A 20552-nucleotide genomic window follows, 5' to 3' on the forward strand; every position below is an offset into this window, starting at 1 on the left:
TAACAGTAAAAAATTTTTCTTCATTGTAAATAATTTGTGAAACACAAATATATCTTTTTAATTGAAAATATTAAAGTTTATAAATAATCTAATACCTTTTTCCACTCTTCAAATTTTCTTTCAAAAGAAATGGTGTGAAGCGGACTTGTTGAAGGCATTAGGTAAATGGGAACTCTAAAATTTTTGCCCAATAATTTCTGCAGATTTTTGTAAGATTTTCCGCCATTGCAAAATATTGCCTGAATGTTGGGATAATTTTCTAAAAGCTCTTCAATTTGATTTGCCTCTTCGTYTTTTATTTCAGAATCTAAACTGCCTTTTCTTTCGCAGGAATCGATAACATCCCAAATTGCGATGTGATTTTTCTTTAAAATATTAATTCGTTCAGAATAATCTTCTGTAAATTCTTCGTTAAACAATTCAAAAATAATTTTCCAGAATTTATTTTGTGGATGAGCGTAATATTGTTGCTTTTCTAAAGATTTCACACCCGGAATTGAACCTAAAATTAAAATTTTAGATTCTTTATCGATAAATGGTGGGAATGATGAGATTCTGTTTTGCATGACTTGAATAGTTGATAGGTTTTAGTTGACAGTTGATGGATTAAAATTTAACATCTTAACAGCCATGATATTCTTAAATATTAGTAACGATTTGAATATATAAATTTTAGCTGAAGCTTTTGGAATATTTAAAACAAAAAGCGGGCTAAAGCCCGCTTCTATTGATGTTTTATCTTTAATGATTTTAAATATTTACCACCCCGTCAAAAATTCATTCTGAATTTTTGACACCCCTCCAAAGGAGGGGAATTTAAATGTGGAATATTTAATTTTATAAAGTTTCTTTCAGCCAATCAAAAAATTCTCTCTGCCAAACCAAGCCGTTTTGCGGATGCAGAACCCAATGGTTTTCGTTTGGAAAATAAACCAGTTTAGATTTTAAGCCTCTCAACTTTGCAGCCTGGAAAGCTTCCTGACCCTGCTCATAAGGAACTCTGAAGTCAATTCCGCCCTGAACGATCATAATGGGTTTATTCCATTTTTCAACAAAATTGCTTGGATTAAATTCTGTATAAGCTTTTGGAAGCGGTTTTTCCCAAGGAGAACCCAAATCCCAATTAGCAAACCAAAGTTCTTCCGTCGTTAAATACCAAGATTTCATATCAAATAATCCATCGTGAGCGATGAATGTTTTGAATCTGTTTTCGTGAATTCCAGCCAACATAAATACGCTGTATCCTCCATAACTTGCACCAACTGCTGCAACTCTTTCACCGTCAACATATGGTAAAGTTTTCGCAAAATCTGTCGCTGCCAAATAATCTCTCATCGGTTGACCGCCCCAATCTCTTGAGATTTCTTCGTTCCATTTTGTTCCCCAACCAGGCATTCCTCTTCTGTTTGGTGCAACCACAATATAACCGTTTGCTGCCATTAATGCAAAATTCCATCTTGTGCTGAAAAATTGGGTAAGTCCAGATTGTGGACCTCCCTGACAATACAATAAGGTTGGATATTTTTTATTCGGATCGAAGTTTGGCGGATAGTGAAACCAAACTCCCATTTCTTTTCCGTCTGAAGTTTTTACCATTTTCAATTCAGATTTTCCTTGTGCTAATTTTGCGTAGGTATCTTTATTGACATCGGTAATCTGCGTTAATTCACCGTTTTTAAGATTTACTGAAAACAATTCTGCAGCATGATTGATATCCGTTTTTGAAATTAAAAGAGATTTTTTTCCTTCTGCAAAAATATCACTTATGTCAAAATTCCCTTTTGTAATCTGATTGACTTTTGAGTTTTTAAGATCAACAGAAAATAACTGAACGGTTCCACGAAATGCTGCATTAAAATAGATACTTTTAGAGTCGCTGCTCCAGAATGTAGTTCCGGTCACGCTTTCGTCCCAGTTTCCTGTGATGTTGCTTTTTGCACCGGTTTTCCAGTCCATTACCACAATATCATTTTTATCAGCTTCATAACCTTCTCGCTCCATGCTTTGCCACAACAGCCATTTTCCGTCTGGTGAAAATTTTGGATTCACATCATAACCCATCATTCCTTCCGTTAGATTTTTTGTTGTAGCTGAAGCTAAATCATAAGCAAAAATATCGGTATTTGTACTTGTAGAATATTCTTTTCCGCTTTTAGGTTTTGTAACATATAAAAGCTGAGAAGAATCTGGGCTAAAGACGAAATCTTCTGCTCCACCGAAAGGTCTTTGCGGAGAATCCCAAGTTTTTCCTTCCAATAAATCTTTTGCAGAATCTACACTTGAAGAAGTATTCACCACAAAAACATGATTGTATTTTCCTTCATTAAAATAATCCCAATGTCTGTGATTCAGGTCTGTATAAACTTGTGCAGTCGTTTTTGGAGTATCTGCATATTTATCTTTCCCCATTAGTTTTTCAACCAAAACCTGCTTGCTGAAAGCGATTTTCTTTCCATCAGGAGAAATAACAATGTTGTCTGCTTCACCGATCGTGTAAAATTCTGCCCAGGTTTTTCCGTTGTCTTTTGAAAGGTAAATTTTCTCACCTTCCTGAGCATAAAGCCCGTTTTTATCCCATTGAATTAAAGCTTTTTTACCTAAATCAATTTTAGAAGACTGATTATTGGTAACATTCAGGAAATAGTTTTCATTTTTTGTTTTTTCAGTTTTCAGATCAACCTGCCCAACTTTATAAATGAGTGATGATTGATCGGGAGAAACAGCCTGCACTCCTACTTTTTTCAAAGTCCAAAGAATTTCAGGTGTCATGAGTTGTTGTGCATTCATTAAGAAAGGCGCTGCCAAAGCGAGCAGACTGTACTTAAGTTTCATATTCTGTACTATTTTATAAACTTCCGGGGTTTTTAAAAATCCTTCCGTTATTATTCAAAGATTGCCAAAGTTAATAAATATAAAAATATGCGAATGAATTTAAAATTAGTTGATAGTTTTTAGTTGACAGTTGGTGGTTTGAAATTCAAGGATTTTAAAAAAAATTGAGAAACTTTCTTTTTGAAAAATGGTTATCATTAAATAAAAAAAATCCCGCATCAGTTGCGGGATTGTATTAAGTGACAATATCGTCATTTTCTTCTTCGTGATCATCTTCATTATCGCTCCTGCTGTAAAGATTGTTTTCTTCATCCGGGAGCTGATTGGTAATTTGTTCAAAATTATCGTCGTCTTCAGCACCGGGAACATCTAATCCATAAGGCATTTCGTCGTTTACGTGACCTGGATTAATGATAGGATTTCCATCTCCGTCTAAAGGAATATGTTTTTCTTTGTTGAAAATATCTTCACTTGGTTTATAATCCATTTCCTCCAGCTTTCTGTCTTGCTCGTTTTTGTTATCTTCAGTTGTCATAATAATTTATTTTTGTGATAATAAAGAATAGACAAAAATGGTTCCAAAGGCGAAAGGTAAAAGAAACAAGATTAAAGATTAAAGATTAAAGATTTCAATCTAAGTCGAAAAGTTGTAATCTTTCTTTATTATCTAAGTCACAAATCCCGTATCACAAAACTCGAATCTCGTATCTCTTATCTCGTACCTCGAATCTCAAACCTCATAAACTTCTGGATTGGCAATATGCGGCATTTTTTCACCTTTAGAAAAAGCAATAATATTTTCTGCCGCTAATCTTGCCATTCCGTTTCTGGCTTCTACCGTTGCCGAACCAATATGCGGAAGAACACAAACATTTGATAACTCTAAGATCGGGTCATTATCTTCAATAGGTTCCGGATTCGTAACATCTAAACCCGCTCCCCAAATCTGTCCCGAAATCAAAGCCTCGTACAAATCTTTCTGATTGTGAAACCCTCCTCTCGCCGTATTTATAAAAATCGCATTCTTTTTCATTTTTTCAAAAACCGAAGCATTAAAAAGATCGCTTTGTTCCGGTTTAAAATTAACATGAACACTCAAAACATCCGATTGCGCAATAAGTTCATCAAACGAAACATATTTTGCATCAAGTTGTTTTTCGGCTTCTTCGTTATGGTTTCTGTTGTGATAAATAATATTCATTCCGAAAGCGTTCTTACATTTTTCAGCCATTTCAAAACCTATTCTTCCTAAACCGAAAACACCCAAAGTTTTACCATACAATTCCTGCCCAAGCTCATACAGCGGATCAAAATTCCCCCAGTTTCCGTCTTTTACTTTTTGAAAATAAAAACTTGCTCTTCTGGAAACCGATTGCATCAATAAAAAAGCAACATCGGAAGTTGCACGGCTCAAAACATCCGGCGTATTTCCTATCGGGATATTTCTTTTGGTGGCTTCTTTTATATCGACATGATCAAAACCTACACTGAACAAAGCAATTGCCTTTACATTAGGAAACTGCTCGAAAAAATCCTTATCATATTTGTTTTGCCCTACATTCAAAATGACGTCTGCATTTTTAAAATATTGCAGGAGTTCTTTTTCTGATAAATCATTATTCTCAGGAATTGTAACTTCCAAACCTGCTTCTTTCAGCATTGTAATTCCTGTTTCGGGAATTTTTTTGTTTATAAAAACTTTCATTATTTTATTTTTTTAGACAAATAAAAAACCTCACTACTTTTTACAAGTGAGGTTTCTATTTACATTATCGGTTTATTTTTTTTGATTTTCATCCAAATTAAAATTCAATTTTCATTCCGAAAAATTGAGGATTAATTATTTTAATCTGATTAATTCTCCTTTTCTTTTTACAATATTTTTATAATCCCATTGTATTTCCACAGATTTTTTTAACCAGCGAAGCATATCAGTTTCGTTGATTTCACTTATATCATTATAAAAGACGGAAGCATCCTGAAATTTTTCTCCTTTTACATCCAATTTTTCTTCATTAAAAGATTTTCCGCTCCAAAACATCAAACGAACTCCTTTTTTCTGCTTGCTGTAACCCACAATTGGGTTTCCTTCTATAAACCAAACCGGATGAGCGTGCCAGATTTTGTTCTCCGCATCATTTAGCTCAGAATCAATTAAATGGGAAAGCACAGCGCAGATTTCTTTATCTGAATCTGACTGTCTTTCGTTATAATCAGAAATATCAGGATTAATCATATTTTTCAGTTTGTGAGCTATAAATTTATATAATTTTCTGTGATTTTAATTACTGATTGGTATTATTCAACATCGGTACAAATTTATACGCTCCGAATTCTTCTTTTTCAATTTCCGTAGGAGAAATTTTGGTGAATCGGTACAAAACYTGCTCATCTGTAGGACCTAACGGAATAACCATCTTTCCGCCTACTCTCAATTGTTTTAATAATTCTGTAGGCAAAACTGAAGCTCCGCAAGTCACAATAATTTTATCGAAAGGCGCAAAAGTGGGAAGTCCCGCAAAACCATCCCCAAAACTTTGAAACTTGGGATACAAATGCATTTCTCTGAGTTTCTTTTTAGAGAAATCGAAAAGATCTTTCTGTCTTTCAACTGTATAAACCAAAGCTTTCATTGCTAATAAAACAGCAGTTTGATACCCACAACCCGTTCCTATTTCAAGCACTTTTTCACCTGGTTTCACCTGCAAAAGTTCAGACTGTTCTGCCACCGTTGAAGGGTGAGAAATCGTCTGATGCGCCAATATAGGAAAAGCACGGTCTTCGTACGCAAAATCTTCAAAAATACTTTCTATAAAAAGATGTCTCGGAACTGCATTCATTGCAGCAAGTACATTCTCATCCGAGATCCCGATTTTGTGTCTGAGATACTCAACCAAATTTTTTCTTTTCCCTTTATGTACAAACGAATCTTGCATCATCAACAGTTATTAGATAGTGTAGCTACAAAAGTAAAAAAACAATCAATACTTATCAACCTAAAACCTATCATCTATTTCCTAATACCTAAATTTATTATCTTTACAAAAATTAAAACGCTATGTTAAAAGCAGGTTTGGTAGGCGCCGGACATTTGGGAAAAATACATTTAAGACTTCTTAATCAGTCTGATAAATACGAGCTTATAGGCTTCCACGATAAAGATGCAGAAAACGGAAGAAAGCTAGAAGCCGAATTCGGATATAAATATTTTGAAAATTTTGATGAATTATTAGATCAGATCGAAATGTTGGATATCGTTACACCAACAGTTTATCATTACGATTATGCTCTGAAAGCGATTGAAAAAGGTCTTCATTTTTTCATTGAAAAACCGGTGACGCAAACTCTTGAACAGGCAGAGGAAATTCTCTCAAAATGTCGTGAAAACGGCATCAAAGCACAGGTTGGTCATGTTGAAAGATACAATCCTGCGTTTATTGGAGCAAAAGATTACATCCAGAACCCAATGTTTATTGAGATTCACCGTTTGGCAGAATTTAATCCACGTGGAACCGATGTTTCTGTAGTTTTAGATTTAATGATTCACGATCTTGATATTTTGCTGAGCGTGGTAAAATCAAAAGTAAAAAATATTCATGCGAGCGGCGTTTGTGTCGTAAGCAAAACTCCGGATATTACCAATGCAAGAATTGAGTTTGAAAATGGCTGTGTTGCCAATTTAACGACGTCGAGAATTTCTATGAAAGCGATGAGAAAAAGCCGTTTTTTCCAGAAAGACGCTTATATTTCGGTTGATTTCTTAGAGAAAAAAGCTGAGGTGATCAGAATGAAAGATGCTCCTGAAAACCCGACTCCATTTGATATGATTATTGAAAATGCAGAAGGCGAAAAAAATCAGATCTTATTTGAATACCCAAATATTCAGGCGAATAATGCGATTTTGGATGAATTAAATTCTTTTGCTGATGCTATTTTAGAAGATAAAAATGTAGAAGTTTCTTTAGAAGACGGAACCGAAGCGTTGAAAGTAGCTTTAGAAATTATGAAACTGATTTCTTAATTTTTAATCAGATTACAATTTACATTTATCATTTTGATAATATAATTATAAAAACATTACAAATCCCTTTTAGTTTCTGAAAGGGATTTTTTATTGCATGAAATACATTACAGATATTTTCATTTCATTACATTATTCTGTGTATTCATTACATTTTAAAACAAACAAGTTCTCCCATCCATTTATTCTTTAGAAATTTGCCCTCAAATAATGATTATGATTATGGGGAAATATAGAAATATTATTTTTTATGCGGCAACGATTATCTTTTTCTCAGCATTGATGTATTGGTTTTTTGTGGAAGGAAAAACCCTTGAAATAGGAGAAAATATTCCACCAAGCAAGATTACCGGAAATACAATGTGGGAAAATTTCACCGATTCTTTTTTATCTAATCTGAATCATCCTTTAGCGCTTCTGCTCGCTCAGATCGTTACCATTATTCTGGTGGCAAAATTATTTGGCTGGATCTGCGTGAAACTGAAACAGCCTTCCGTAATCGGAGAAATGATTGCCGGAATTGTTTTAGGACCTTCACTTTTCGGATTGTATTTCCCTGAACTTTCAGCTTTTATTTTCCCAAAAGAATCATTAGGAAACTTACAATTTTTAAGCCAGATCGGTTTAATTCTTTTCATGTATATCGTAGGAATGGAGCTTGATCTGAGTGTTTTAAGAAAAAAAGCACACGATGCAGTTGTAATCAGCCACGCAAGCATCATTATTCCTTTTGCATTGGGAGTCGGGCTGTCTTATTTTATTTATAAAGAATTTGCTCCGGAAGGAATTCAGTTCAGTTCTTTTGCTTTATTTATAGCCATTGCGATGAGCATTACCGCATTTCCCGTTCTTGCCAGAATTGTACAGGAACGAAATTTACATAAAACAAAAATAGGAACCGTTGTCATAACCTGCGCTGCTGCAGATGACATTACAGCTTGGTGTATTTTGGCAGCCGTAATTGCGGTAGTAAAAGCAGGATCTTTTTCAGGATCAATTTTCGTGATTATCATGGCGATTGTATATGTTTTTATCATGATTAAAGCGGTGAGACCATTTTTACACAGGATTGCAGAATCCCAGAAAGGAAAAGGTTTCATCAGCAAAGCTTTGGTTGCGGTGTTTTTTTTAATTCTTATCATTTCGTCATACGCAACAGAAGTTATCGGAATTCATGCATTATTCGGCGCATTTATGGCAGGTGCGATTATGCCTGAAAATGTAAAATTCAGAAATCTTTTTATCGAAAAAATAGAAGATGTTGCCTTGGTATTATTGCTTCCGCTTTTCTTCGTATTTACAGGTTTAAGAACACAGATCGGTTTATTAAATGATCCTCATCTTTGGAAAATAGGCGGATTTATTATTCTTACCGCAGTTATCGGAAAATTTGTAGGAAGTGCATTAACCGCTAAATTTTTAAAGCTAAGCTGGAAAGACAGCCTCACCATTGGTGCTTTGATGAACACGAGAGGTTTAACTGAACTTATTGTTTTAAATATCGGTTATGATCTTGGAGTTTTAGGCCCCGAATTATTTGCCATGTTGGTGATCATGGCGTTATTCACCACCTTTATGACCGGACCTTGTCTTGACATTATTAATTATTTCTTTAAAGGAAAAAAATCTTCAATGGAAGAGGATGATCTTGACGAAAACGATGCGAAATACAGAGTTCTCTTATCCTTTGAAACCCCGGAATCCGGAAGTACATTACTGAAACTTGCCGATAATCTTACCCATAAAATGAACGGCAACAAAAGTGTAACCGCAATGAATATCGCTCCTGTAGATGAATTGCATGCTTTTGATATTGATAATTTTGAGAAAGAACAGTTTAAAAGCGTCATCGAAACTTCTCAGGAGCTTCAGCTTGAAGTCACTACCCTTTTCAAAGCTTCCACCGATTTTGAAAACGATCTCACGAATATTTCAAACAAAGGAAATTATGATCTTCTTTTAATCATGCTCGGAAAATCGATGTACGAAGGAAGTTTGCTCGGAAGACTTTTAGGTTTCACCACCAAAATTATTAATCCTGAAAAATTGTTGAACACCGTTAAAGGCAAGGGTAATATTTTCAATAATTCTCCTTTCGACGACTCTACTTTGCAGATCTTAGATAATACCAATATTCCTGTCGGAGTTTTAGTAGACAGAGACTTTAATTCGGCAGACAGGGTATTTATTCCTATTTTTAATTTAAGTGATTTTTATCTGCTTGAATATGCAAAAAGACTGATCAATAATAACAATTCACAGATTATTATTTTGGATGTTGCAGGACAGATCAGAAGCAACATTGAAGTAAAAGAACTCATCAGAAGCATCGAACAGGTTGCACCAAATCACATCACTTTATACAACGAAAAACAGATCGAGAAAGAATTTTTGCAATCTCAGGATCTAATGTTGATCAGCAAAAAAAGCTGGAGAGGTTTAATTGATTCCAAAAGTCTTTGGCTGTCTGATATTCCTTCAACATTGATTATATCAAATCCTTAATAATTTTCATAAATTTAGATATTGATATTTTAAAAAAGACCGGAACTTGATGAGTTTCGGTCTTTTTATATTTATTGATAACCTGATAGAATCTTATTCCTTCTTTATTAGAACATGAAAAAAAATTAATTTTAAATTATTTCGTACGTATCGACTTAGAAAGAATTGCGTTTTTTTTCATTAAAAAATCGGGCATTAAATCTGTGGGAAGAAAAAGCTTGCTTTCTCCGTCATTTTCTAATGTTCTTACAATTTCAGGGTTCCAGCTCAAAAGATCATTCATATCAATTTTTAATTCTTCCGCAATTACACCCAGCTTAAATCCTGCATTAATTTCAGTTTCAGACAATGCAACCTCTGAAGAATCCGTTTTCCTGTTATTTAAAAGATACATCGTTCTGGAATCATTATAATTCGCCAAAACAGCAGGAAGTTCACCGGTTGCGTAGCACGCATTGAGATATTTCTTGACATGATTGATAGTTTCTGCAGGCAAATATTTATAAAAAACATGATACTGCGTAGAATTGGCAGCCTGCATTGCTTTGGCAATATTACCTTCTCCGCAATTATAAGCAGCGACAACGGTTACCCAATTGTTGTATTTTTTATATAAATTTTTCAATGAAACAGCAGCCGTTTTTGTGCTTCTGTACAAATCATTTCTGCGGTCTTCCGTTAATCCGTATTGATTGGCATGAGCGGTCATAAATTGCCAAACTCCCACTGCTCCTGCGCTCGAAGTAATGTTCCTGTTAAAATGAGATTCAATTAAAGCTAAATTTCTCAAATGTTTTGGCAACCCTTTTTCAACCATAGAAAATTCAATAAAAGTGACAACTTCTTTGTTGGCTTCAATGATATTTTTGTATTTCCTCACACTGCTTTCAGAAGTATCCGATGCTGAAAGAAACTGCGCACTCACAAAATGTGAACAACTTAAAAATGCTGCAGCCAAAATAATATTTTTGAGATTTGGTTTCATTTTAATGTTTTTAATATAAACTAAAAAGCAAAATGATATTTTTTAATACTCTCGCAGATTTAGCAGATTTAAAATCGGCTTGATCAGCTAAATCTCAGCGTTCCAGTCTACTGAAAGGTTTTGTCCGGTTTTTACTTCTTCTCTTACAATCATTTTCGAGATTGGTCTTGCCAATTGCGATCTGATTACTCCTGAAATTTGTCTCGCTCCGTATTTACTGCTGAATCCGTTTAATGCTAAATTTTTAACGGCTTCATCACTGATTTTCAAACTCATTCCCAATCTTGTCAATGAAGTATGAAGTGATTTCAACTGAATATTAAAAATTCTTTCGGCAATCGATTCTGTAATCGGTGCAAACGGAATAATTTCTGTAATTCTCGCCAAAAATTCAGGTCTGAATCTTCCGGAATTTGACATTATCTGCATCAACGAATTCGATTCGGGAACTTTTCCTTCTTCAAACTGTTTTACAATTTCTTCGCTTCCGATATTTGAAGTAAACAAAATCAAAGCGTTGCTGAAGTCTCCCTCTTTTCCTAGCTTATCATGCACTTTTCCTTCGTCCATAATCTGTAAAAACACATCAAAAACTGAATGATGCGCTTTTTCAATTTCATCAAACAAAACCACAGTATAAGGTTGTTGCCTGATTTTATTCACCAACATTCCGCCTTCTTCGTAACCAACGTAACCTGGAGGTGCGCCGTATAAAAGCGCTGCTGAATGTTCTTCTTTAAATTCTGACATATCAAAACGCACCATCGCTTTTTCATCATTGAATAGCAATTCTGCCATCGATTTTGCCAACTCTGTTTTTCCGGTTCCTGTTGGTCCTAAAAGGAAGAATGAACCAATTGGCTGTCCTGGTTTGTTTAAGCCACTTCGGTTTTCAACAATAGCGTCTGAAAGTATTTTCAAAGCGTGATCCTGACCAACAACTCTGTTCATCAGAAGACCTTCCATATTCAGAAGCTTTTCTTTTTCCTGCGCCTGAATTTTTCCAATCGGGATATTGGTTTTTGCCGCCATTACCGCCGCTAATTCCAAACGGTCAACTTTTTCTCTTTTTTTAGCTGCATGCTGCAAAAGTTCAGCATACGTTTCTTCTATTATTTTTTGAATGTGTTCAACCGGCATTGAGTTATCAATCTGTGGCTGCTCACTTAAAGAACCCCACAAAATCGGACTTATTTTATCTCTCAATAAATTGTAATTCCATATCAATTCATCGGCTTTATCTTTATCATCAAAATATTCTTCCTTTAAAATATTTTCATAAATTTCTTTCCAGCTATCCAGTTCTTTTTCAGAAAGCTCATCAAGCATTTTTATTGCCGCCATTGTTCGGTCTAAAAGATCGATCGCTGCATCGGGAAGCTTTTTACCTTTTGCATACCGTTTTGCCAAACGTACACATTCCGGAAGTGCTGTTTTTTCAACTTCAATTCCGTGGTGTTTTTTATAGCCTTCCAATAAGACATCGATCATTTTCACACAGGTCTTTTCGTCCGGTTCAAGTACAGTCAACATTTCAAAACGACGGTTAAAAGCCTGTTCCGGCTCAATAATTTTTCTATATTCTTCCTGAGTTGTAGCTCCTATTACCGTAATTTCACCTCTTGCCAATTCCGGTTTAAGGATATTTCCGATATTTCCGATGCTTCCTTTAGGATCTAAAAGCGCATGAATTTCATCAATAAATAAAACCGCTTTTTCAATCTTTTTGCATTCGTTGATTACTTTTTTCAGTCGGTCTTCGATTTCACCTTTATAAGAAGTTCCTGCCAGTAAAGCTCCTGTGTCGAGTTCTAATAATGTAGCATTTTTAAGCATTTCAGGAACATTTCCTTTAACAATTTCTGTGGCAAAACCTTCTACTAAAGCAGTTTTCCCAACGCCGGGTTCACCGACGATAATTACATTCGGCTTGCTTCTTCTGCAAAGAATTTCCACCAACATTCTGAGCTCCTTATCTCTGCCTATAATATTTTCGATGTCGCCGTTTCTGGCTTGTGCAGTACGGTCAATACAATAGCTTTTAATTGAAGGCAGTGAAGAATCTGAAAAGTCTGAAGAACCTCCAAAAAGTGAGGAAACATCACCGTTTTCTGAAGCTGAAAAAGGAGTATCTTTTCTGTATAAATTAAAGATTTCGTGTTCCCTTAAAGGAAGTGATTTTAATTGTTGTAATGTAAAAGCAACCTGTGGTTTTACAATTGCGGTAAGAATACAGATCGGAGTAATCTCATCCAAGCCAAGCTTTAAACGAATATCGTCTGCTTCTTCCAAAATCTGGTCTACAAATTCTCCTTCGCCAACCTCTGATGGAAGATGAGTGGTTTTCGGGTAATCTTCAATTCTTACATCTGCCCATTCGTAAAAATATCCCGGATCTTTGTCTATGGTTTTCAGAAACTTATTTAAGCCAATATCTTTGTGCATTAAAGCCTGCAAAATGTGCGGTCCGCTGTAAGTTGCATTGTAATTTTCTCTGGCGATTGACTGTGCAATGTGAAACAACTGCTTTACTGTCTCGTTGGTAACAAGTACTCCCATTTATATTTAATATTTGTGAAATTTGGTCTAACTAAAATAAGTCTTTTTTGGCAATCATTAAAATTAAATAATGTTTATTTACAATTGTGTGATTTATTTTATCTGAAAAACCGATTTATGAATACATTTTTTGGGTGTGAAAAATTTTAAAGTCACTACATCTGAAAACTTTAGCGCAAAGATTATAAATTAAATTTTTCATTTTAAAAAGCAAAGGCAAACTAAATTGCTTGGCAAAAACTTAATAAAAAATAGGTTTAAAAACTGACAATGCATTAGAAAAACAAAAGCCTTTCCGAATAAGAAAGGCTTTATTGTTTATTATTTTTAAATGATTAATCTCTATTTTTCAGAAGGATCCATCCTGATTTCAGCTCCATTTTTTTACTTGCAGGATTTTCCCATTGTACACGATACCAATAAGTTCCTGTTGGTAGATTAATACCTTTTAGTGATCCGTTCCATCTGGTGTTTGATTTATCTGCTTTAAATAATTCTGCTCCATATCTGTCAAATATTGAAGCGGCAAAGTTTTTATAACCAATGATTCCATTAAAATCGATATAATCGTTTGAACCATCATTGTTAGGAGTAATTGCATTGCTTAAAACAAAAGTAAAGAACTGCAGTGAGGTACTACATTCTGCATCTTTTGTTCTCACCATTAAACTAAGATTGGAGTTCTTCAAGACATTATAAAATATATTTGAAGCCTGCCAGTTTACGCCCCCATCAATCGAATATTCTAAAACTCCGCCTGTAGGATTTGTAGCTGTAATAGTAAGCATTTCTTTATCATAAACTACATTCGTAAATTGTGGAAGATCAGGATTGATAATCTGTGCGGTAAATAGCCTTGAACAGGTTCCGTTGCTTATTTCCACAGAATAAGATCCCGGAACATTGGTCGTAATCGTCTGGGTAGTTTCACCATTACTCCATAAGTAAGTATAATTCGGACCTACACCTGCATCAAGCGTTGCCGGATCTCCTGCACAAACATATACATCTGCTAACGTAGAAACAATTGCCGGAACAACTTCAATGGTAATTTTCGCCGGTGTAGTCGATACACATCCATTCCCGCCCAATGCAAAAACTTCATATGTAGTAGTAATGGTTGCAGGAGTAGCAGAAACGCATCCATTTGCTCCAGTAGCAGTTACAGAGTACACTGTTGTTGTCGCCGGTGAAACAACCTGCGTATTCCCTGTTCCCGTTAAATTTGCCCAAGTATAAGTTACTCCGCCTGCAGCAGTAAGCGTAACAGATTCACCCGGACATATCTGTGCCACAGAAGAAGTTAAGGTTACTACCGGTAAAACTTTATCTTCAGTTACATTTACAGTTGCTGTAAAAGTACATGTTAAATTTCCTGGTTGGGTAACATTGGTCACCGTTAGAGTATAAGCTCCTCCAGCGTTTACTACCGGCGTCAAAGTATTGGCTCCCGAAACAATATTCCCTCCTGCAGTRGTCCATAAAATTGTCGATCCTGCAGGAACTGTTGATGCACCTGCGTTAAGAGTAATCTGAGGAACTGCACAAGTAATAGTTTGCGGAGCAGCAATTGTCAGATTAGTAACCGCTGTAGTGAGCAACTGTAAAGTTACAACATAGCTACAGCCCCCGTTTTTAACTAATACATAAATTGTTTGGTTACCCGCACTCTGAAATGTAGCAGGTGCAGTAATTGTATTGCCATTCCCCGCATTTGCATCTGCCTGAAGCAAATAATAAGCAAAAGTTGCAGTTGGGGAAGTTGTAATCTGCGGTTGAGCAGATGTTAAATCGTAAGTAATATTTCCTTGCTGATAACATTGCAGAAGAGTAGCATTCTGTACGGTTATAGGTTGTGAAACTTCAATTGTAATTGTAGCGGGCGCTGTAGAAGTACATCCGTTTGCGCCTTGTGCTGTAACGGTATAAGTTGTAGTGGTTGCCGGAGTTACAGTCTGTGTATTTCCAGTTCCGGGAAGTCCGGTCCAGGTATAAGTTGTACCGCCTCCTGCAGTAAGTGTAACAGTTTCACCTGCACAAATCAAGATTTTGCTTGCAGTAAGTGTAGTTGTTGGCGGAGTACTGTCTCCCACAACGGTTACATTTGCTGTTCCGGTACAAACAACATTTCCGGGTTGGTAGGTATTGGTAATCGTTAAAGTATACGTTCCTGCTGTATTGACAATTGGGTTTAAAGTATTTCCACCAGAGACGATGTTTCCGCCTGTAGTTGTCCATGCAAATGTAGAACCCGCCGGATAAACTGATGCAGAAGCATCAAGTGTTACCTGAGTATTGGTACAGGTTAAAGTTGTTGGTGTTGCTATCGTCGCTGTAATTTCCGGAGCTTTTACCAATTGGAGCTCTGCTACTTTTGAACAGAAACCGTTTTTCACCAATACATAAATGGTCTGGTTTCCTGCACTTGAAAATGTAGTTGGAGTTGCAATCGTACTTGTATTTCCTGCATTTGCATCCGCCTGATTTACATAATATGAAAAAGTAGCTCCCGGAGTCGTACTGATTGCCGTCTGAGCTGAGGTTAAATTAAAATTAACATTCCCGGGTCCGTAACAACAGGTTGCACCAGGAACCTGAGTAGATGCTGTAAAAGTCTGCGGAGCATTATCACAAACATTGATTGATGCAGGAAGCTGAACACCTCCCGGACCTAAAATCTGAACACCAATATCAAAAGAGCCTGCTTCTAAAAATACACCTGAATCATAAAGAGAATCCTGATAATCTGCCAAAACCATTTTAAAATGATAGGTTTGACCCGGTATAACGGTTGCTTTTGCAGTTAACGGAACCGTTCTTCCGTTGAAGTTAGTTTCGATATTATTGAAATTATATCCTGCAAAATAAGAAGCATTCAAAGCTCCGCATGCTAAAGTTGACCCGTCAAATTCTGTTGCAGGTCTGATGTTTCTAACACTTACAGGACCAGCTCCACCAGGCAAAACTGCCAAATTTGTGTATGTAGGATCTCCTGATTTTTTAAGTAATAAAGCAAATCCGTCGCCGATATTACAAGGAAAGTCGCTGTCATATTCTTCTGTAGCAAATAAATATCTAAACGTAACTTCAGTTGCTGTAGGTACAAAATCAAATTCAATATAACTTGCATCTTTTAGCACATTATTCGGAACCGATAAAGCTGTAGCCAAATCTGCATCGCCCTGAGTAGGTAAAACATCCTGAAGAAATGGTGCGATATAAGAATTACCTGCTTTTCTGGCTTGTCCTGTAGTCAATACAATACCTCTTGCAAAAGGAAAATTTGTAGTTCCTTTATTAAAAAAACCCCAGCTTCTGGTTTGATCGCCTGCTGAAAGGTTTGGAGAAACCACCACATTGGAAACATTTGCTGTAGAACATGCAGAGCCTCCCGCAATAAGCACATCTTTCACCAATTGTGTCATACTGTAAGAGGATTCAGGATAATTCGCTGTATTGATGTCAATAAACGCTCCTGCTTTCATCGTAAGACTTGATGGCTTGCTGATCGTTTTACTTATTTTTCTCTGTTGGGAAAAAGTAAAGTTACCAAGAAGCATCAAAGCAAGAAGCAAATATTGTAATCTACCATTTAACATTTTAAACTATTTTTAACAAAAATACTATTTTTTTTGATTAAAATTTAAGCAAAAAACATTTACGTTAGTTTTAACACAATTTTATAAAACTCAGATTTCCAGTAATATTTGAAAATGAAATAAAAAAAAGACCGACAAAAATCGGTCTTTTTTAGAATATCTTATTTAATACTATTCAAAATTCTTAAGTAAAATCCAGCCGGTTTTTACGGTAAGCTGCTTACTTGCAGGATCTTCGAAAGTTACCTGATACCAGTAAGAAGCAGTCGGCAGCTTTTTACCCTGGAAATATCCGTCCCAGAAAGGTCTTGTTTTTTCTGCCTTAAATACCACTCTGCCATATCGGTCTGAAATTGATGCCTGGAATTTATTGTAATCACTTATTCCTCTGAAATCAATCATGTCATTCACGTTATCTCCGTTTGGAGTAATTACATTCTGCATGATAAATGTAAAGTATTCCAAAACTCCTACACAACTCGTAGTTTTTACTCGCACTCTGATTGAAATTACTGTATTGTTCGGAATATTATTGAAAACATTAGAACCTTGCCAGGTTACACCATTATCTGCAGAATATTCAAGTACACCACCGCTCAAGTTGTTAGCAGTAACGATCAATGTACCGCTTTGGCTGTAATCTACATTGATAATTTCCGGAGCAAGCGCCTGCTTTACTTCTGTTGTATATCTTTTAGAGCAGACTCCGTTACTGATATCTACAAAATAAATTCCCGGAGTTTCTGTTACAATGGTCTGTGTAGTTGCACCTGTACTCCAAGAATAGGTATAATTTGGACCTGCACCTGCATCTAGAGTAATTCTGTCTCCCTGGCAAATAAATCCGCCCGAAAGATTCGAAGTAATTGCAGGTACAACTTCTACGGTAAGAGTTGCAGGTTGTAATGATTTACATCCTTGAGCTCCGATTGCATAAACAGTGTATGTTGTAGTTTGTGTTGGAGAAAGTGTTTGTACAGCACCAGTTCCTGTAAAGTTGCTCCATTGATAAGTAACTCCTCCTGAAGCAGTTAAAATAACAGACTCACCTAAACAAATTTTTAATTTTGTGGCAGTAAGCTCAGCAACCGGAGTAGCTTCTTTACGCAGTGTTAAAGTAACCAGTTTGCTACAGAAAGCCCCATTTGAAACCACAACATGTAAAACCTGACCATCAGTTCCGTTGTATGAAGCTAAACTTGCATCGGGAATAAAATTGCCATTTTGAGCCTGAGCATCTGCCTGATTTGTATAAAAACGGAATATTGCTGCAGCAGTTGTACTGATCTGCGGCTTCGCATCATTTAAATTAAAATTACTTACAGTTGGCGTTGTACAAAGTTTTAAAGTTGCATTTTGAGCTACAGGAGTTGTCCCCCCAATAATTGTGATTTTTGCTTCCACAGGACAGCTGGATCCCGGAACATTAACCTTAATCATATAAACGCCCGGCGAAGTTGCAACATAGGTAGTGGTGGTTGCTCCCGGTATCAACACTCCATCTTTGTACCATTGGTAAGTAGCTCCGGTAATCCCTGAAACCTGAGCCACCAAAGTCTGAGGAATATTATCACAAACATTAAGTGTTGCAGGCAATACAGCACCGGTATTGTCAACAAGTTTAATTCCTATATCAAAAGAACCACCTTCGATAAATACCGCAGAATCATAGCTCCAGTCTCTGTAATCAGACAAAACCATTTTAAAATGATAAGCCTGTCCCGGAACAACAGTAGCAACTGCCGTTAGCGGAACCGTTCTTCCTTCATAGTTGGTTACCACATTTGGAGCCGGATTATATCCTCCGAAATACATTTCATTAACAGCAGGACAACCAAAAGTACCGGGAACAAGAGGGTGAATATTTGTCATAGAAACTGGCCCTGCATTATTCGGCAACACAGCAACATTTACGTAAGGACCTCCCGCAACCGGTTTAATCAATAACGCAAATGCATCTGCAAAATCACAAGGATAAGTACTTTGGTATTCTTCGGAAGCAAAAAGATAATTAAACTTCACCTGATCAGAATTTGGCACGAAGTCAAATTCAAGCATTACATTATCGTTATAATGATCAACAGTACTAGGATTAGGAACTGCTACCAATAGATCGGCATCATCTATTCCTGCTCCCGGTATAGTATAGCTTGCACTAGATGCAACGTTTCCTGCTTCTCTTGCACGACCTGTCGTTAAAACAATACCGTCTTTAAAAGGGAAATTGGTAGTTCCTCTGTGGAAATATCCCCAAAACCTATCGTCACTGCTCGCTGGCTGATTGGGAGTCACCGTCACATTCGACACATTGGGTACAGAACAGGTAGAACCTCCGTTAATAAGTATATCTTTCACAAGTTGCTCTGCAGTATAGTTTGACGGTGCATAACCTGCTGCGTTAACGTCAATAAAAACCCCTGCTTTCTTGTTTACATCAGTTATCACATTTTTGGGTGGTTGTCTTTTTTTTTGGGCAGAAACAGAGACCAAACCAAACAATACGGTGAAAAGAAAAAGATAATTTTTTAATCTATAATTTAACATTTTGTAATCGTTTGCCCAAAAATACCAATTTTATTCGATTTAAAACAAATTATATCATTATGATTAATAATAATTTATTTAATTACTTAAATTCTAATGAAATCTCAACGAATATGAATATTAAAAAAGACCAACCGCAAGATTGATCTTTATTTTATTTTTTTAAGATTAAATAAATTAATCTTTTTTCAGCTCATCAATTTTATTTTGAAGCTCCGTAATCTTATCCTTTAAAAATCGTATTTCGTTTTTATTAGAGTTTACATTGCTTTTAAGCATCGTTTTTTTGGCTCTCTCATTGTGGTCGTCTTCATCCTCCTCTTCGTTGATTTCTTCAATATCTTCCTGAATGTCTTCAATATCTTCACTAATCTCTTCCAGATCTTCGCTGATTTCTTCCAGATCTTCGCTGATCTCTTCAATATCTTCCTGAATGTCTTCAATATCTTCGCTGATCTCCTCAATATCTTCCTGAATGTCTTCAATTTTTTCATGGCTTTTATTTACAGACATCTGAATGAGAATCGAGAGGTAAATCGCCTCCAACGACAAAACCGTTGTCAAAACCAACAGCATCTTATCAACCGTTACAATATCAAAAACAGGCAATAAAAATGAGATAATAAAAAGTAAAGTATGGATGATGAGAGACGGGATTGAGCCAATCCATGAGGTAATTCCGTCTGCCATTCTTTCAAGAAATTCTATTTTTTCGTGTGATTTTTTCATTATTTGTTGTTTAAAATAATTCTTTTGTTACACCCAATCCAAACAGCGCAAAATCATATTTTGCAGGATCGTTTTCGTCAAATTTTCTGATAATTAAATCTAATTCTTCAACGGTTTTCCAGTCATTCTGTGTCCTTAAAATCAATCCCAATTTCCTTGAAATATTTCCGGTATGTACATCCAAAGGAATTGATAAAAATTTCTGATCAATATTTTCCCAGATTCCAAAATCTACGCCACGATTATCCTTTCTGGTCATCCATCGCAAAAACATGATGATCCTTTTTGAAGATGAATTTTTATACGGCGAACTTACATGTTTATGCGTTCTGTGCTTTTCAGCACCTAAAAATTTTTGCCTGAACCTTTCGATCGAATGATAAAAATTATTTTCACCCTCATTTATTAAAAACAGATTTTCAAGACTTTCGTTTTCCTTATAAATTTCGTGAAACTGTTTAATAAAATAACTAAAATCTTCACCGTTAAAAGTTCTGTGAATGCTTTTATCTTTAATGGATTCTAAATCTTTTTCAGAAAAATTCATTACAAAATCATAGGGAGAATTGCCCATAATATCAAGCATTTTTTCAGCAGATTTAATAATCGATTTTCTGTTTCCCCAGGAAATCGTTGCCGACAAAAAACCAGCAATTTCAATATCCTGCTTCAGCGAAAAACGGTGCGGAATCTGAACCGGATCATCCTGAATAAACTCAGGATTGTTGTAAACATCCGCTTTTTCGTCAAGAAAATCTTTTAATTCTGAGAAATTCAT

The 20552-nt window shown here is 35.8% G+C and carries 14 protein-coding genes; 2 read left to right on the forward strand and 12 right to left on the reverse strand.

All coding sequences use genetic code 11. The features are described from left to right. Positions 1 to 77 precede the first annotated feature (77 nt). From AB4Y90_RS13520 to AB4Y90_RS13545, 6 genes are all read right to left on the reverse strand, one after another. The gene (locus AB4Y90_RS13520) at positions 78 to 566 is read right to left on the reverse strand and encodes a DNA-deoxyinosine glycosylase (RefSeq protein ID WP_441558085.1); all 489 of its coding nucleotides are present in this window, start codon (positions 564 to 566) and stop codon (positions 78 to 80) included. Positions 567 to 837: 271 nt separating this feature from the next. After that, the gene (locus AB4Y90_RS13525) at positions 838 to 2832 is read right to left on the reverse strand and encodes an alpha/beta fold hydrolase (RefSeq protein WP_441558086.1); all 1995 of its coding nucleotides are present in this window, start codon (positions 2830 to 2832) and stop codon (positions 838 to 840) included. A 235-nt stretch (positions 2833 to 3067) separates the two neighbouring features. Then, positions 3068 to 3367: a hypothetical protein gene (locus AB4Y90_RS13530; protein ID WP_441558087.1), complete on the reverse strand. Its 300-nt coding sequence runs from the start codon at positions 3365 to 3367 to the stop codon at positions 3068 to 3070. A 195-nt stretch (positions 3368 to 3562) separates the two neighbouring features. Further along, on the reverse strand, positions 3563 to 4537 hold the full coding sequence (locus tag AB4Y90_RS13535) for a 2-hydroxyacid dehydrogenase (protein ID WP_441558088.1): 975 nt from the start codon (positions 4535 to 4537) through the stop codon (positions 3563 to 3565). A 135-nt stretch (positions 4538 to 4672) separates the two neighbouring features. Continuing rightward, entirely contained in the window at positions 4673 to 5068 is a 396-nt protein-coding gene (locus AB4Y90_RS13540; protein ID WP_441558089.1) for a DUF1801 domain-containing protein, read from the reverse strand. A 49-nt stretch (positions 5069 to 5117) separates the two neighbouring features. Beyond that, positions 5118 to 5768 carry a protein-L-isoaspartate(D-aspartate) O-methyltransferase gene (locus tag AB4Y90_RS13545; protein WP_441558104.1) on the reverse strand — a complete coding sequence of 217 codons (651 nt, stop codon included), beginning with the start codon at positions 5766 to 5768 and terminating at the stop codon, positions 5118 to 5120. 122 nt (positions 5769 to 5890) lie between these two features. Here AB4Y90_RS13545 and AB4Y90_RS13550 point away from each other — a divergent pair, with 122 nt between their 5' ends. Continuing rightward, on the forward strand, positions 5891 to 6853 hold the full coding sequence (locus AB4Y90_RS13550; protein ID WP_408089049.1) for a Gfo/Idh/MocA family protein: 963 nt from the start codon (positions 5891 to 5893) through the stop codon (positions 6851 to 6853). Between the two features lie 222 nt (positions 6854 to 7075). Next, positions 7076 to 9358: a cation:proton antiporter gene (locus tag AB4Y90_RS13555; protein ID WP_441558090.1), complete on the forward strand. Its 2283-nt coding sequence runs from the start codon at positions 7076 to 7078 to the stop codon at positions 9356 to 9358. A 136-nt stretch (positions 9359 to 9494) separates the two neighbouring features. Here AB4Y90_RS13555 and AB4Y90_RS13560 read toward each other — a convergent pair whose 3' ends face one another. The 6 genes from AB4Y90_RS13560 to AB4Y90_RS13585 all read right to left on the reverse strand — a co-directional run bounded on the left by AB4Y90_RS13560 (position 9495) and on the right by AB4Y90_RS13585 (position 20552). Beyond that, a complete protein-coding gene (locus tag AB4Y90_RS13560; RefSeq protein WP_441558091.1) occupies positions 9495 to 10343 on the reverse strand; it encodes a lytic transglycosylase domain-containing protein in 849 nt (282 codons plus the stop codon). Between the two features lie 87 nt (positions 10344 to 10430). Then, positions 10431 to 12902: an ATP-dependent Clp protease ATP-binding subunit gene (locus AB4Y90_RS13565; RefSeq protein ID WP_441558092.1), complete on the reverse strand. Its 2472-nt coding sequence runs from the start codon at positions 12900 to 12902 to the stop codon at positions 10431 to 10433. A 335-nt stretch (positions 12903 to 13237) separates the two neighbouring features. Next, the gene (locus AB4Y90_RS13570; protein WP_441558093.1) at positions 13238 to 16501 is read right to left on the reverse strand and encodes a choice-of-anchor L domain-containing protein; all 3264 of its coding nucleotides are present in this window, start codon (positions 16499 to 16501) and stop codon (positions 13238 to 13240) included. 171 nt (positions 16502 to 16672) lie between these two features. After that, positions 16673 to 19045, reverse strand: coding sequence for a choice-of-anchor L domain-containing protein (locus AB4Y90_RS13575; RefSeq protein ID WP_441558094.1), 2373 nt, complete (start codon positions 19043 to 19045; stop codon positions 16673 to 16675). 177 nt (positions 19046 to 19222) lie between these two features. Continuing rightward, complete coding sequence (locus tag AB4Y90_RS13580; protein ID WP_441558095.1) at positions 19223 to 19774, reverse strand: DUF1003 domain-containing protein; 552 nt, start codon at positions 19772 to 19774, stop codon at positions 19223 to 19225. 10 nt (positions 19775 to 19784) lie between these two features. Then, a complete protein-coding gene (locus AB4Y90_RS13585; protein WP_441558096.1) occupies positions 19785 to 20552 on the reverse strand; it encodes a TIGR02757 family protein in 768 nt (255 codons plus the stop codon).

The organism is Chryseobacterium sp. 2TAF14, from assembly GCF_052115105.1.
In the GTDB taxonomy this organism is placed as follows: domain Bacteria; phylum Bacteroidota; class Bacteroidia; order Flavobacteriales; family Weeksellaceae; genus Chryseobacterium.